At 58.8% G+C, this 13,669-nt stretch carries 17 protein-coding genes; 14 read left to right on the forward strand and 3 right to left on the reverse strand.

Annotated elements, in window-relative coordinates:
- The first annotated feature begins 73 nt into the window (after positions 1–73).
- The 12 genes from queC (at position 74) to ACXAGD_RS22010 (ending at position 9,646) form a co-directional block, all read left to right on the forward strand.
- On the forward strand, positions 74–775 hold the full coding sequence (gene queC, locus ACXAGD_RS21955; protein ID WP_475214069.1) for a 7-cyano-7-deazaguanine synthase QueC: 702 nt from the start codon (positions 74–76) through the stop codon (positions 773–775).
- Positions 775–1,128 carry a 6-carboxytetrahydropterin synthase QueD gene (gene queD / locus ACXAGD_RS21960; RefSeq protein WP_475214071.1) on the forward strand — a complete coding sequence of 118 codons (354 nt, stop codon included), beginning with the start codon at positions 775–777 and terminating at the stop codon, positions 1,126–1,128. The genes queC and queD overlap by 1 nt, the downstream gene beginning before the upstream one ends.
- Positions 1,125–1,835: a 7-carboxy-7-deazaguanine synthase QueE gene (gene queE, locus ACXAGD_RS21965; protein WP_475214073.1), complete on the forward strand. Its 711-nt coding sequence runs from the start codon at positions 1,125–1,127 to the stop codon at positions 1,833–1,835. Before queD ends, queE begins: the two co-directional genes overlap by 4 nt.
- A gap of 15 nt (positions 1,836–1,850) precedes the next feature.
- Complete coding sequence (gene queF / locus ACXAGD_RS21970; protein WP_475214075.1) at positions 1,851–2,315, forward strand: preQ(1) synthase; 465 nt, start codon at positions 1,851–1,853, stop codon at positions 2,313–2,315.
- 193 nt (positions 2,316–2,508) lie between these two features.
- On the forward strand, positions 2,509–2,802 hold the full coding sequence (locus ACXAGD_RS21975; RefSeq protein WP_475214077.1) for a ribbon-helix-helix domain-containing protein: 294 nt from the start codon (positions 2,509–2,511) through the stop codon (positions 2,800–2,802).
- 104 nt (positions 2,803–2,906) lie between these two features.
- The gene (locus tag ACXAGD_RS21980; protein ID WP_475214079.1) at positions 2,907–3,302 is read left to right on the forward strand and encodes a VOC family protein; all 396 of its coding nucleotides are present in this window, start codon (positions 2,907–2,909) and stop codon (positions 3,300–3,302) included.
- Between the two features lie 25 nt (positions 3,303–3,327).
- A complete protein-coding gene (locus tag ACXAGD_RS21985; RefSeq protein WP_475214081.1) occupies positions 3,328–3,849 on the forward strand; it encodes a Twin-arginine translocation pathway signal in 522 nt (173 codons plus the stop codon).
- Positions 3,850–3,864: 15 nt separating this feature from the next.
- Positions 3,865–5,436, forward strand: a complete 1,572-nt coding sequence (locus tag ACXAGD_RS21990) for a GMC family oxidoreductase (protein ID WP_475214083.1) — start codon at positions 3,865–3,867, stop codon at positions 5,434–5,436.
- A gap of 280 nt (positions 5,437–5,716) precedes the next feature.
- The gene (gene speD, locus ACXAGD_RS21995; RefSeq protein WP_475214085.1) at positions 5,717–6,106 is read left to right on the forward strand and encodes an adenosylmethionine decarboxylase; all 390 of its coding nucleotides are present in this window, start codon (positions 5,717–5,719) and stop codon (positions 6,104–6,106) included.
- A gap of 7 nt (positions 6,107–6,113) precedes the next feature.
- Positions 6,114–7,397: a rhomboid family intramembrane serine protease gene (locus ACXAGD_RS22000; protein ID WP_475214087.1), complete on the forward strand. Its 1,284-nt coding sequence runs from the start codon at positions 6,114–6,116 to the stop codon at positions 7,395–7,397.
- 33 nt (positions 7,398–7,430) lie between these two features.
- Complete coding sequence (locus ACXAGD_RS22005; protein ID WP_475214089.1) at positions 7,431–8,018, forward strand: hypothetical protein; 588 nt, start codon at positions 7,431–7,433, stop codon at positions 8,016–8,018.
- 77 nt (positions 8,019–8,095) lie between these two features.
- The gene (locus ACXAGD_RS22010; protein ID WP_475214091.1) at positions 8,096–9,646 is read left to right on the forward strand and encodes a polyamine aminopropyltransferase; all 1,551 of its coding nucleotides are present in this window, start codon (positions 8,096–8,098) and stop codon (positions 9,644–9,646) included.
- A 19-nt stretch (positions 9,647–9,665) separates the two neighbouring features.
- Here ACXAGD_RS22010 and ACXAGD_RS22015 read toward each other — a convergent pair whose 3' ends face one another.
- The 3 genes from ACXAGD_RS22015 to ACXAGD_RS22025 are packed head-to-tail and all read right to left on the reverse strand — an operon-like array spanning position 9,666 to position 11,595.
- Positions 9,666–10,091 (reverse strand): GlcG/HbpS family heme-binding protein, encoded by a 426-nt coding sequence (locus tag ACXAGD_RS22015; protein ID WP_475214093.1) that lies wholly within the window; start codon positions 10,089–10,091, stop codon positions 9,666–9,668.
- Between the two features lie 35 nt (positions 10,092–10,126).
- Entirely contained in the window at positions 10,127–10,582 is a 456-nt protein-coding gene (locus ACXAGD_RS22020; protein WP_475214095.1) for a MaoC family dehydratase, read from the reverse strand.
- A complete protein-coding gene (locus ACXAGD_RS22025; RefSeq protein ID WP_475214097.1) occupies positions 10,579–11,595 on the reverse strand; it encodes an aldo/keto reductase in 1,017 nt (338 codons plus the stop codon). The genes ACXAGD_RS22020 and ACXAGD_RS22025 overlap by 4 nt, the downstream gene beginning before the upstream one ends.
- 158 nt (positions 11,596–11,753) lie before the next feature.
- On the opposite strand from ACXAGD_RS22025, the gene ACXAGD_RS22030 reads away from it, so the two are divergent.
- Both ACXAGD_RS22030 and ACXAGD_RS22035 read left to right on the forward strand, forming a co-directional pair.
- Entirely contained in the window at positions 11,754–12,899 is a 1,146-nt protein-coding gene (locus ACXAGD_RS22030) for an acyl-CoA dehydrogenase family protein (RefSeq protein WP_475214099.1), read from the forward strand.
- Positions 12,896–13,666, forward strand: coding sequence for a 3-ketoacyl-ACP reductase (locus ACXAGD_RS22035; RefSeq protein WP_475214101.1), 771 nt, complete (start codon positions 12,896–12,898; stop codon positions 13,664–13,666). The genes ACXAGD_RS22030 and ACXAGD_RS22035 overlap by 4 nt, the downstream gene beginning before the upstream one ends.
- The last annotated feature ends 3 nt before the right edge of the window (positions 13,667–13,669 follow it).

The following is a 13,669-nucleotide window of genomic DNA, read 5'->3' on the forward strand; positions in this document are numbered from 1 at the left end:
CGCCCGGTTCCCGGGTATAACAGGGCGCATCCCGGTCGCAGCCTACCCGGGTAACAAAACAAGGGTTCAAAACATGAAAACGATCGTAATCTGCTCGGGCGGGCTGGATTCGGTGTCGCTGGCACATATTGTTGCACGCGATCACCAGCTTACGGGCTTGATTTCCTTTGACTATGGCCAGCGCCATCGAAAAGAGCTGGACTATGCCGCACTTTGCGCACAGCGGCTGGGTGTGCCGCATGACATCATCGACCTGCGCTCGGTCGGGACGGTTCTTACAGGGTCAGCGCTGACCGATGATGTGGATGTGCCTGACGGGCACTATGCCGAGGACAGCATGCGCGTGACCGTAGTACCCAACCGCAACGCGATCATGCTGACCGTGGCCTTTGGCGCGGCCGCGGCGCGTGGGGCGGATGCGGTTGCAACGGCGGTGCATGGCGGGGATCACTTTATCTATCCCGATTGCCGTCCGGCCTTCACCGAAGCCTTCGAAACAATGCAGAAACACGCGCTGGACGGTTATGCAGACGTGTCCCTGTTCACTCCGTTCGTCCATCGCAGCAAGGCCGACATTGTAACCGAAGGCGCACGTGTGGACACGCCGTTTGCGCAGACATGGTCCTGCTACAAGGGCGGCGACCATCACTGCGGGCGCTGTGGCACCTGCGTTGAACGGCGCGAGGCATTCCATCTGGCTGGTGTCGCCGACCCGACCACGTACGAAGACCCCGATTTCTGGGTCGCGGCCACGGCACAGAAGGAAACCGCCTGATGTATCGGATCACCAAGGAATTCCACTTTTCCGCCTCGCACCAGTTGACCCACCTGCCCGACGATCACCAATGCGCCCGGATGCATGGGCACAACTATATTGTCGAGATCGAGCTGGCCGCGCCAAAGCTGAACGCCGACGGGTTCGTGCGGGACTATGGCGAGTTGAAGCCGTTCAAGACCTATATCGACGAGACGTTCGATCACCGCCACCTGAACGACGTGATGAATTTCCTGACCACGGCCGAAAACATGGCGCGTCACTTCTATGACTGGTGCGCGACGCGCTGGCCGGAAACCGCCGCTGTACGGGTCAGCGAAACGCCAAAGACCTGGGCCGAGTACCGCCCATGACTCGCCTGCGCATTGCCGAGATTTTCGGCCCCACGATTCAGGGCGAAGGCGCGCTGATCGGGGAGCCCACTGTGTTCGTGCGCACCGGTGGCTGCGATTACCGCTGCAACTGGTGCGACAGCCTGCACGCGGTCGATACCGCATATCGCCACGATTGGGCGGCGATGGATACGGATGCGGTCTGGGACCGGGTGCGCACCTTGTCGGGTGGGCGGCCTCTGACCGTATCGCTGTCGGGCGGCAACCCGGCCATTCAGGACTTTGCCCCCTTGATCGCGCGAGGCCGGGTCGAGGGGTATCGGTTCGCCTGCGAGACCCAAGGCTCGATCGCAAAACCGTGGTTTGGTGATCTGGACACGCTGGTTCTCAGCCCAAAGCCGCCGTCTAGCGGTGAAAGTGTGGACTGGGTCGCCTTCGCGGCCTGTATCGAAGCAGCGAAAGATGGCCCGAAGGTGGTGATGAAAATCGTGATCTTCGATGAGGCTGACTATGACTGGGCACGCGCCGTAGCGGACCGCTATCCGGCACTGCCCCTTTACCTGCAACCGGGCAATGCCGAGGTCGACCCCGACCTGCCCGTCGATCCGCAAACCCTTTCGGACCGGTTGCTGTGGCTGGTGGAGAAGGTAACCGCTGATGGCTGGTTCACCCCACGGGTCCTGCCGCAACTGCACGTCCTGCTATGGGGCAACAAACGCGGGGTCTGACCCCGAAAGGAGCATATGATGGAAACCATTTACAGCGATCTGACCCAATTGGGCGGAAAAACCGAACTGCCGACCTCGCCCGAGGCGGCCGAGCTTGAGCGGGTGCAGAACCCGCAGGCCGATATCGATTATTGCGTGCGCTTTACTGCGCCCGAGTTCACCTCGCTCTGCCCAATGACCGGGCAGCCGGACTTTGCCCATCTTGTAATCGACTATGTGCCGGGTGACTGGCTGGTGGAATCGAAATCCCTGAAACTGTTCCTGGGATCGTTCCGAAACCACGGAGCGTTTCACGAGGACTGCACCGTGTCCATCGCCCGTCGTCTGGTCGAGTTTCTAGACCCGCGCTGGCTGCGGATCGGCGGCTATTGGTATCCGCGTGGAGGTATTCCCATCGACGTATTCTGGCAGACCGGAGCCACACCAGAACATGTCTGGATACCCGATCAGGGCGTGCCGCCCTATCGGGGGCGCGGCTAAGCCGTCGCGAAAACCCAAAAGCGGTGCTGCGCGTGCGACGTAGCACCGCGCGGCCATCAGGACCCCTCTACCCGGACTTTGATTTGACTTTGAGCCAAGTGCTGGTTGAATGAATAGCATGGCGTTGTACCGCAGCAATAGACTGCCGTGCAACGACAGAGCCATCCGGCTCTGCGACAAAGGGGAGGAGAACATGTGCCAGATTTTTGCTGGGCAGGACCCGGACCGGTACGCGAGTACGACCCGCAGTTTACGGTTGAACGGCCAAAGCACCAGCATCCGGCTGGAAAACGCCTTTTGGACGGTCATAGACCACATCTCGGAAGGTGAAGGGACGACCACGCCGGTTTTCATTTCCAAACTGCATTCTGAGGTGCTGGAGCTGCAGGGAGAGCCCGAAAATTTTACCTCGCTCCTGCGCTGTGCGTGTCTGAAGTTTCTTGAGATGCAGGACGCGGACAAACCCGCGGATATCGCCGCCGAGTAGCCTCGGCTGAAGAAACTCCCGATCAACGGGTAGTAGATCAATACTACCCGCACCCGGCCTTGGCCCTTGTAACCTGTCAGGACACACATGACGGGAGAAAAGGCTTGGCCAAAAAAATTCATTCCATGATCCGCGTTCTGGATGAGGCGCGATCCATCGGGTTTTACAGGAGAGCTTTCGGTCTGGAGGTTGCCGACCGGCTTGATTTTCCTGACTTCACCCTTGTGTACCTCGGCAATGACGAAAGCGATTTCGAACTTGAACTAACGATCAACAAGGATCGGACGGAACCTTACGACCTTGGCGACGGCTACGGTCATCTGGCCGTGTCCGTTGATGACCTGGCATCCGAGCATGCCCGGTTCGAGGCCGAAGGCCTGCAACCCCGCAAAATCGTTGAATTCGCCCCGGACGGAAACCTGATCGCGCGGTTCTTTTTCGTCGCCGATCCGGACGGGTACCAGATCGAGGTTCTCGAGCGCGGTGGGCGGTTCAAGTGACACGAACAAAGGGAGGAAAAACGAAATGCACAACGCAAACCTGAAGGGGCTAACACGGCGTCAGCTGTTGTCCCGCGCAACGGCAACCGGGGCATCCTTTGTTGTCGGCGCGGGTTTTCTCGCCTCGAGCACCGCAGCCTGGGCGACCCAGACCCAGGCCCTGAAACCGGAAACCTTTGCAACCCTGGTCCAGATGGCCCGGGACATCTATCCACACGACAAGGTTGGAGACGAATACTACGTCATTGCAGTCAAGGGCTACGACACTGCCGAAGCCGCCGAGGGAATCGAGGCCGGCATTGCCGCACTGAATGCAGCGGCTCAGGGAAAAGGGCACGCCAGTTATCTGGACGTCGGCTGGGAACGTGATCGGGTCGATATTCTGCGAGGGATGGAAAACAGCCCATTCTTCCAACAGATCCGGGGTGGTCTTGTCACCGGGCTTTATAACCAGAAGGCCGTCTGGCCGATCTTTGGCTACGAAGGCTCTTCATACGAATTCGGCGGTTACATCGACCGCGGCTTCGACGACATCAACTGGCTTTAATCGGAGGTAGGCACCATGACGGCACCTTTTGACCTCACCGACGACAGTGTTGTTGTCGTAATCGGAACCGGCGCCGGGGGCGGCGTTCTGGCAAATGAACTGGCGCAGAAAGGTATCAGCGTCGTCGCGTTGGAGGCGGGCGGCAGATACCTGCCCGAAGACTATGTCAACGACGAATGGGAAAGCTTTGGTCAACTCGCATGGCTAGACCCGCGCACCACATCCGGGGACTGGCGCGTGGCCAGGGACTTCTCGGGCCTTCCGGCCTGGATCGTGAAGGCTGTTGGCGGCACGACGACCCATTGGGCGGGCGCATCGCTGCGGTTTCAGGATCACGAATGGAAGGCCGCAACTACCTATGGCAACGTTCAGGGTGCAAGCCTGCTGGACTGGCCCATCGACGCCGCAGAGATGGACCCTTGGTACACCCTGGCCGAGGACAAGCTGGGCGTGACCCGCACCGGCGACCGCCCCGGTCTGCCGGGCAACAACAACTACAAAGTGTTCGAGGCAGGCGCCAAGGCGCTGGGTTACGAGCAGGTTCATACAGGTCGGATGGCCATCAACTCTGACGAAAACCGCGATCGTCAGATGTGTCAGCAAACCGGCTTCTGTTTTCAGGGCTGCAAATGGGGCGCCAAATGGTCGGCCGCCTATACCGACATCCCCCAAGGCGAGGCGACGGGTAATCTGGAAGTCCGCGAAAAGGCCCATGTCGCCCGCATCCTGCACGATGACACCGGCAAGGTTACGGGGGTCGAGTATTTTGACGCTGACGGCAATCTGCAATTGCAAAAGGCGCGGGTTGTTTGCGTGGCGGGCAATTCCTTCGAAAGCCCCCGCTTGCTGCTGAATTCCACGTCGTCCATGTTCCCGGACGGATTGGCCAACAGTTCCGGTCAGGTCGGGCGCAACTATATGCGGCACATGACCGGATCAGTATACGCGGTGTTCGACAAGCCCGTGCGGATGTGGCGCGGGACCACCATGGCCGGCATCATTCAGGATGAATCCCGACATGACCCGTCGCGCGGCTTTGTTGGCGGCTATGAACTGGAAACCCTGGCGCTCGGCCTGCCGTTCATGGCGGCGTTCCTTGACCCCGGCGCTTGGGGGCGTGAGTTCACGACCGCTCTGGACGGCTATGAAAACATGGCCGGGATGTGGATTGTAGGCGAGGATATGCCGCAGGAAACGAACCGTGTGACGTTGAACATGGATGTGACCGATCAATACGGCTTGCCCGTCCCGAATGTGCATTTCGACGACCATCCCAACGATATCGCCATGCGCAACCACGCCTATCAGCAAGGTCAGGCGGTCTATGAGGCGGCAGGCGCAACCCGGACCTTCCCGACACCGCCTTATCCGTCGACGCATAATCTGGGCACCAACCGCATGTCCGAGAACCCGCGCGATGGGGTCGTCAACAAATGGGGGCAGACCCATGACATCCCGAACCTGTTCATTTCGGATGGGTCTCAGTTCACAACGGGGGCGGCGGAAAACCCGACATTGACCATTGTCGCACTGGCCATTCGTCAGGCCGATCATCTGGCCAATGCCCTGAATGCTGGGGACTTGTAGGGCCAGCATGTGAAGCATGTGTGGCCTGTCGTTCAGTGGGCAGGCCATACAGCGCGTTTTTCGGCCGCGTCGAGCCACCCAAAACGGCTCCTGCGTGGCGATTGGGACTTCGAAAACTCATACGGCAGTTGATTTTCAACCGCGCAACATATCCCCTTTGGTTGTGTTTTTTTGTCACAGAACGAGACTTAGCCAAGGTCCAGCCCGAACTGAGATTGACGATAAGGAACAGTATATTAGACAGAGCCCAATAGTTTGAGTTTTGGGGCTTTGGTTTTTTATGGACGGCACTTCGTCTTCGCTGGGCATTCACCTTATAGCAGATTTCTTCGACTCCAGCGCACTTTATGATCCCCTACCCGCCATAGATGTCCTTACACGCGCCGCAATTGCCGCCAAAGCGCATGTTCTTGATGTGAACACCCATGATTTCGGGCAACGGGCGGGGTTCACCGGGGTCGCGTTGCTGGCCGAGTCGCATATCTCGGTCCATACTTGGCCCGAACACGGATATGCAGCCATCGATATCTTCATGTGTGGCGACGCCGAACCACAGCTCAGCCTGGACGTTCTGAAGGCCTATTTCTGTCCGAAACGCGTCACCGTGCAGTCCATACGCCGCGGCCTGATCGGCCACGCCGCGCCACGGCTTGTTGCGGCGGGTTTCTGAAAGGCGAATGGACGAGCTGCGCAGATGCCCTGTTACGATAGGCCTCATACTAAGCGCGATCGCGGTTTATGCCCTGCTGGGTCCGGTCCGGTATTCCGGGCCTATCGTGGATTTTCCCGACCATCTCCTGTTCATGTTTCGGCATGGCAATCTGAGTCACCTGACGCTCAATTGCCTGCTGATCCTTTTCGGTGGCAGCTTTACCGAACCCGTTCTGGGCTGGCTCCGCACCCTCGGTCTGGTCGCCCTGTTCGCTCTGACCGGAACAGCCGCAGAACTGTTGCTGGCCGGGCCCGGCTTTGTCGGCCTGTCCGGTATTGCCTACGGTCTGGTTTCCTATGGGATGATCATCGCCAGCACGCCCCAAAGGCGCAGTTGGACGTTGGCCCTGATCTGCATTCTTCTGGCGGCCGAATGGGTGTTCCTACGCCCTCAGATCGCCGTTTTCACCCACATCACAAGCGCCCTGATCGGCGGAGGACTGGCCATGTTTAGCGCCCTTTTCGGCTCCAGCGGACCCAAGCTCAAACCCATGGAATGGCAGCATGTATCTGACGCCATCCAGATCATCGCTCAGACCGATGAGGACGACGCGGCCGAGGCAGAAAGCACCTTCGTGGACGGTGGGACAGAAAACATGTTCGTCCTGCAGGAAAAGGGCAAGGTGCTTGGACTGATCGGCTACAGCCTGGACGAAGACGTGCCGGATGTCGCGTGGCTGTCCTGGACCTATCTGGATCAGGCGCATACCGGTAAGGGGTTGGGGGGACTGATGCTGAACGACCTGCTGGGAAAGCTGGCACAGCTGCAGGTCCGCAAGATTTTCATCGAAACCAGTGATTACGAAGAGTTCGGCAAAAAAATCTATGCCGCCGCGCATAAACTCTATGAAGAGTTCGGCGCCGCCGTCGAAATGACCGTGCCCGGATATCACAGCCCGAACGAGGCCAAGATCGTTTATGGGCTGGACAACCCCGAAGCACCCGAAACCCCGCGCGCAGAGCCTTCAGTAAGTACAGGCCTGTCGATCTTTGAAGTTCACAAGGCCCCCGAAACCGACAATGTGGCGGGCCTGCGCTGGCGCGAAACCAGCGCCGGTCTCAGTGGGCTGGATCAACAGCTTTCGCTGGCGCGCAGTCAGAGATATCGCATGGCCGTGTTGGCCATTCCATCCGACCTGTCCAACCCCAACGCGGCAGATCTGCAGGAGCAGGGCCTGACAAAATGCGGTGAACTCAAAGAGTTCTACGGCAAGGACCTGCATCAGGTCTGGTGGTGCTGCGAAATTTAAAAAACACAGTCCGAAAATCCATAGGAGTATTCAATGTTTGGTAATCTTAAAACGATCGTCATTGTGGGCGTTCTTGGCTTTGCAGCCTATTCCCTTTTCCTAGCCCCGGAATCGGAACAGACCGCTGATCTGGGGCAGGTTCTGGACCGCACCGAATTTGCCATCATCCAGTATCAGGAATATCTGGAAGCCAACAGCATCGCCGAGGCTTCGGACGAGCAGGTCGATGAATTCACCGGCTATCTGACCGAGGTGATGAATACGGAACCGCGTTTTTATGACCAGCCTCTGGGTCTGGAAATTCTGTCCGACGCCAAATTCTCGGGCTACGTCGATCCCAACGAAAACGGCGTCCGCGACTCGGGTGAGGGCGAGATTTTCACCATCGAGATCGACGAGGCCAACAACCGTCTGATCGCCACTGACACCACCGGTCAATCCGCTGGCCTGCGGTTCTCGGGCGCAGGGTTCTTGGCCGGTGCGCTGATTGGCAACCTGATCGGCCGCCAGCGTTCGGCCGGCATCACCGCCGCCAGCTTCAACAACCGCACAGTGACCCCGCGAACCAGCTACTCGGCGCCGCGCAGCTCGCGCTCGGGCGGTTTGCGCGCAGGCAAATAAGTACTGCGCTGACTTAACACCCTATCAGGGCCCGGCGCATTACTCGCGCCGGGCTTTCCATTTTCTCGGATATTTGCATGACCGACACTCTGACACCGCGCTACTCGGACCTGCCCCGCCGGCAGGCCATGGTTCTGCTGGGCGCAATCCTTGTTGTTGCCCTGTGTGGCATTGTCTACGAACTGATCATCGGGACGGTGTCCAGCTACCTGCTGGGCAATTCGGTCTATCAGTTCTCGCTAACCATCGGGTTCTTCATGTTCGCCATGGGTGTCGGGTCCTACGTATCCCGCTTTTTCCTCGGCAATCTGATCCAGACATTTATCTGGGTTGAGCTGATCCTGGCGCTGATCGGCGGTCTGTGCAGCGTGTCGCTGTTCATGCTGTTTCCCTATGCGCCGTGGTTTTACACGGTGGGCATGTTCACCTTCATCTCGTCCATCGGGTTTCTGGTCGGGCTGGAAATTCCCCTGTTGATGCGGGTTCTGTCAGAAAGCAGCACCACGCGGGAATCCATCGCGGATGTGCTTTCGCTGGACTATATCGGTGCACTCGGTGGGTCGGTTCTGTTTCCCATCCTGCTGCTGCCGTCCCTTGGGTTGATCTCATCCTCGTTCGCAATCGGTCTGACCAACGCCATGGTCGCGCTGTTGAGCGTTCTGTGTCTCCGCGATCAGCTGGACGCGCCCAAACGGATGTTGGCCTGTGCGATCGGCACCATTGTTCTGTTGTTTGCACTGACCTTGCTGGCCGGGCGGATCACCGCATTCGCGCAAGACCATCTGTATTTCGACCGCATCGTCTGGCGCAAACAGTCGCAATACCAGTCACTTGTGGTCACCAATACCTGGCAGAAGAACGACGTGCGACTCTATATCGACGGCCATCTGCAATTCGCCGAAGCGGACGAGTATCGGTATCACGAAGCGTTGGTGCATCCCGTCCTGTCCTGGGGCGCTAATGACCCGAAATCCGTTCTGGTGCTGGGCGGAGGTGACGGGCTTGCTGTGCGCGAGGTCCTGAAACATCCCAGCGTCTCACGCATCGATCTGGTCGATCTTGATCCTGCGATGACCGACCTTGGGCGCAATCTGGCCCCCATTGCCCGCCTGAACGAACACAGCATGGAGGCGTCGTCGCTGAACATCCACAACACCGACGCGTTCAACTATGTGAAATCCACCGACCAAACCTATGACCGGATCATTATCGACTTCCCCGATCCGCATAACGAGGCTCTGTCAAAACTCTATTCGATCGAGTTCTACGCTATGGTCCAGAGCATCCTGACCGAGGATGGTGTACTGGTCACCCAAAGCAGCTCACCCTTCTTCTCACCCCACACATACTGGACCATTTCCGAGACCTTGTCCGAAATCTTCCCGCAGGTCGTGAATTATCAGATGTCGATCCCCTCGTTCGGAGTCTGGGGGTATAACCTTGCAGCCAATGACCCAACCTCAACGCTGGGCGACCTGCCCGAAGGTCTGAGGTTCGTGACCCCTGAGGTTTTCGCCGCTGCGCAAGTGTTTTCAGAGGACCTGCTGCCCAAGCGTGAATTGACCGTCAACTCGATCTTCGATCCGGGCATTTATCACGAATACTCGCGCGACGTATCGGGGTACTAAGGTAAAACCGCGCCGCGCGTCACCCGGCCAGACCGATTGCCTGCAACCCAGCATCGGCACAAAGAATGTCGTCAGGACCGACGGCGCCTGACACTCCAATCGCGCCAATCATCTGCCCGTCTTCCAGTATGGGCATGCCGCCGTCCCACGCACACAGATTGGGGCGGTTAGACAGGCCCAGCTGCAACGCAGGCTCCGACAACATACGTTCGCCAAAGGCGCGTGTGGTTTTGCCCAAAACAGCGGTTCTGGCCTTGTCCATTGCGAACTCGGCCACCGCCGCCGGTGTGCCATCCATGCGCCCTGCTGCAACCATGTGACCACCGGGATCGACAACAACGGTTGCAACTTGCCAACCGTTTTCAGCGGCGAGCGCCAGGGCCGCCTGCACCGCCAAATTTGCAGCGCCTTGCGAGATGAAGCGTTTGGTGAATGAAACAGACATGTCTTTCCCTTGATCCTAAAGTGTTGCGGCCTTGGTCACAGGTCGAAGATCAACTCATTCGTGCCTTGCTGAACCCGCTGGCCTGCCTGATTGAACACATCGAACCGAAAGGCTACGATCCCGCGCCGGCCGGATGAGGTTTCGCGTTTCGACACCACGTGCAGTTCCGCCCGGATCGTATCTCCGGCTAAGACCGGCTGTTCGAACCGCCAGTTCCACCCCAATGAGGCCAGCCCGTCAGGCCGTGCATCGGACTGGAACTTCAATCCATCCACGACTGACAGAACCAGAAGCCCATGCGCCACCCGCGCATTGTAGCCAAGCTGTCGGGCCACGTCGTCATCCAGATGCAGCGGATATTTGTCTCCAGTCAGGTCGGCAAAAGCCGCAATCAGGTCTGCCGATATCTCGGCAGACCCGGTCTTCATCACATCACCGATCTGCAGGTCGTGATAGCCATAAGAACCTGCAGTCAGAGGCTCGGCGCTCATTCCGGAACCGGAGCGTCTTCGCGCAGCAGGCCTTTGGTCTTCAGGTCCGCCCAGAATTCAGCCGGGATGTCATGGCTGAACCAGTTCAGGTTCTGATCCAGCTGCTCGACCGTACGGGTGCCCGCCATAAAAGTCGGCACCGCAGGATGCGCCACCACGAACTGCAGCGCCGCGGCTGGCAGGGGCACGTTATACTCGGCACAGACGGCTTCAATCTTGCTGACCTTGTCCATGATGTCGGCGGGCGCCGGAGCGTAATTGTACTTGGCCCCTTCCTTCGCACCCGTTGCCAGAATGCCCGAGTTGAAGCCGCCACCGACGACCACAGCGGCACCGCGCTCTTCGCAAAGCGGCAAAAACTTATCCAGCGCGTCCTGCTCCAAAAGGGTATAGCGCCCGGCCAGCAAGAAGCAGTCAAAGTCGCGCTGTTCAAGCGCGGCGTGGCACACTTCCCATTCGTTCACACCGACGCCGATGGCTTTGACAACACCCTGATCACGCAGGCTTTCCAGCGCCTTCCAAGCCTCATCCATCGCCTGTTTGAACACTTCGGGCTGCTCGGTGCCACGGGTGAACACGTCAATATCGTGGATAAAGCAGATGTCCATATGCTCCAGCGCCATGCGCTGCAGGCTGTCTTCGAACGACCGCATGATCCCGTCATAGCTATAGTCGAAATGCATCGTGAAGGGCGCAGCGTTGGTCCAGGGTTCGAAATTGATGTCCTGACGGCGTCCAGGTTTCAGCACCCGGCCTACTTTGGACGACAGGATGAAGTCTCCGCGGTCCTTCCAGCGCAGGCTGTGCCCTGTCCGCATTTCGGACAGGCCGTGCCCGTACATTGGGGCGGTGTCGAAATACCGAACGCCCTTGTCCCAGGCGTGCTGAATCATCGCGTTAGACGTTGCCTCGTCAATCTCACGAAAGATGTTGCCAATCGGCGCTGTGCCAAAGCCAAAGGCGGATACGTTCAGGTCCACCCGGCCAAACTTGTTCAGAGTGTTCGGATTCATGCAAGCCTCCCAAATGCAAACCGGATTGCCGAAATTTGCACAGTTATTAAGTAACTGTTTGGTTATTTACATCATGTGGAGAAACCGATCAACCCACTTGACGAACCGCTCCTGCGACGCGTATTAGTAACTGATTAGTTACATTACGAGGCACAACGATGTTTCTAACCGAAACTCACCTTCAGGTTCGCGATATGACCCGCCAGTTTGCCGAGGATGTCATTCGCCCAGCGGCGGAAGAACTGGATCGCGACTCGCGGTTTCCCGCGGAAATCTACGACCAGATGGCTGAACTAGGCCTGTTCGGCATCGGTGTGCCAGAAGAGCTTGGCGGACCCGGCTTCGACACAGTGACCTATGCGTTGGTGATGGAGGAACTGTCGCGCGGATATGCGTCGATCGCCGATCAATGCGGCTTGTTGGAATTGGTTTCGACGCTGCTGGTTCGCCACGGAACGCCGGAACAGCAAGGCAAGTGGCTGGGGGATCTTCTGGCCGCCAAGCTACGCCCCGCCTATTGCATCACCGAACCCGAAGCCGGCACCGATGTGTCTGGCATTCGCACGACGGCGGTGCGTGACGGCGACGGCTGGGTGCTGAACGGTGGCAAGATCTGGATCCACAACGCCCCGGTTGCAGATGTCGGCTTTGTTCTGGCGCGGACCGACCCCAAGGCCGGGCACCGTGGCATGTCGATTTTCATCGTCGATCTGCACGCTGACGGTGTTACTCGTGGCCCCAAAGAGATCAAGATGGGTCAACGCGCCAGTCAGGTTGGCCCGCTATCCTTTGACGATGTTCGCCTGCCGGCAGATGCCCTGTTGGGCACCGAAGGGCGCGGGTTTCACATGATGATGAGCGTTCTGGACAAGGGGCGCGTCGGCATCGCTGCTCTGGCAGTTGGCATCGGTCAGGCAGGGCTTGAGGCTGCGACGGACTATGCCCAGCAACGCAAGCAATTCAGCAAGCCCATCGCAGATTTTCAGGGCGTCCAGTGGCTGCTGGCCGACATCGCTAAGGATGTCGAAGCCGCCCGGCTTCTGGTCCATTCGGCTGCCTACAAGATCGACACCGGGCAGGACGCGACAAAGGCATGCTCGATGGCCAAGTGCTTTGCTGGAGACATGGCGGTGCAGCGGTCCTCGGATGCGGTGCAAGTCTTTGGCGGGTCAGGCTACATTCGCGGGTTCGAGGTCGAACGCCTGTATCGCGACGCAAAGATCACCCAGATCTACGAAGGAACTAATCAGATTCAACGCATGATCATTGCCCGCGAATTGCTGACGAAAGGAGCTGCGGCATGAGCCGCCCTGCAGCGCTTGTCACAGGGTCCTCTCGCGGGATCGGTTTGGCGGCGGCCGTTGCCCTGGCGCACGAAGGGTTTGCAATCGCGGTCAATGGCCCTCAGATGGATGACGAATTGCAAGCCGCATTGGACACCATCCGCGCCCTCGGTGTGCCTGCGATTGCAGCACCCTTTGATGTGTCGGAAATCGGCGCGCATGACGACCAACTGACCGCCATCGAAGCGGAGCTCGGCCAGCTGACAACCCTGGTGAACAACGCAGGCGTGGGCGTGATGCAGCGCGGCGATCTGCTTGAAGTCAGCGAGGCCAGCTATGACCGCTGCATGACCATCAACACCAAAGCGATGTTCTTTCTGTCGCAGACTTTTGCCAAACGACTGGTTGCACGTGACCGCGACGAAAAGTTGTTCTACAGCATCGTCAACGTGACGTCCTCGAACGCGGTGGCAGTTGCAGTCCCTCGCGCCGAGTATTGCGCCTCCAAGGCCGCCGCCGCGATGATCTCGAAAACCTTCGCCGTGAGGCTGGGGCAGGAAAACATCGCCGTCTATGACGTGCAGCCCGGCTTGATCGCCACTGACATGACTGCCCCGGTGATCGAGATGTATGACCAGCGCGCCAAGGACGGGCTGACCTTGTTCCCGCGCGTCGGCCAGCCCGAGGATATGGGCCGGATCATCGCCTCACTGGCCAGCGGCAAACTCCCCTACACAACCGGTCAGGCTATCTCGGCCGATGCCGGAATGCTCGTTCCACGTTTCTGAGGT

It is taken from the genome of Ruegeria sp. ABF4_144 (assembly GCF_056160045.1).

Excerpts from the sequence above, each read along its gene's own strand:
- queC (WP_475214069.1), top strand. The coding sequence starts at position 74 with ATGAAAACGATCGTAATCTGCTCGGGCGGGCTGGATTCGGTGTCGCTG.
- ACXAGD_RS22020 (WP_475214095.1), bottom strand. The coding sequence starts at position 10,582 with ATGAGCGCCGAGCCTCTGACTGCAGGTTCTTATGGCTATCACGACCTG.
- ACXAGD_RS21990 (WP_475214083.1), top strand. The coding sequence starts at position 3,865 with ATGACGGCACCTTTTGACCTCACCGACGACAGTGTTGTTGTCGTAATC.
- ACXAGD_RS21985 (WP_475214081.1), top strand. The coding sequence starts at position 3,328 with ATGCACAACGCAAACCTGAAGGGGCTAACACGGCGTCAGCTGTTGTCC.
- ACXAGD_RS22030 (WP_475214099.1), top strand. The coding sequence starts at position 11,754 with ATGTTTCTAACCGAAACTCACCTTCAGGTTCGCGATATGACCCGCCAG.
- ACXAGD_RS22025 (WP_475214097.1), bottom strand. The coding sequence starts at position 11,595 with ATGAATCCGAACACTCTGAACAAGTTTGGCCGGGTGGACCTGAACGTA.
- ACXAGD_RS22035 (WP_475214101.1), top strand. The coding sequence starts at position 12,896 with ATGAGCCGCCCTGCAGCGCTTGTCACAGGGTCCTCTCGCGGGATCGGT.
- ACXAGD_RS21975 (WP_475214077.1), top strand. The coding sequence starts at position 2,509 with ATGTGCCAGATTTTTGCTGGGCAGGACCCGGACCGGTACGCGAGTACG.
- queF (WP_475214075.1), top strand. The coding sequence starts at position 1,851 with ATGATGGAAACCATTTACAGCGATCTGACCCAATTGGGCGGAAAAACC.
- ACXAGD_RS22005 (WP_475214089.1), top strand. The coding sequence starts at position 7,431 with ATGTTTGGTAATCTTAAAACGATCGTCATTGTGGGCGTTCTTGGCTTT.
- ACXAGD_RS22000 (WP_475214087.1), top strand. The coding sequence starts at position 6,114 with ATGGACGAGCTGCGCAGATGCCCTGTTACGATAGGCCTCATACTAAGC.
- queD (WP_475214071.1), top strand. The coding sequence starts at position 775 with ATGTATCGGATCACCAAGGAATTCCACTTTTCCGCCTCGCACCAGTTG.
- queE (WP_475214073.1), top strand. The coding sequence starts at position 1,125 with ATGACTCGCCTGCGCATTGCCGAGATTTTCGGCCCCACGATTCAGGGC.
- ACXAGD_RS22015 (WP_475214093.1), bottom strand. The coding sequence starts at position 10,091 with ATGTCTGTTTCATTCACCAAACGCTTCATCTCGCAAGGCGCTGCAAAT.
- speD (WP_475214085.1), top strand. The coding sequence starts at position 5,717 with ATGGACGGCACTTCGTCTTCGCTGGGCATTCACCTTATAGCAGATTTC.
- ACXAGD_RS22010 (WP_475214091.1), top strand. The coding sequence starts at position 8,096 with ATGACCGACACTCTGACACCGCGCTACTCGGACCTGCCCCGCCGGCAG.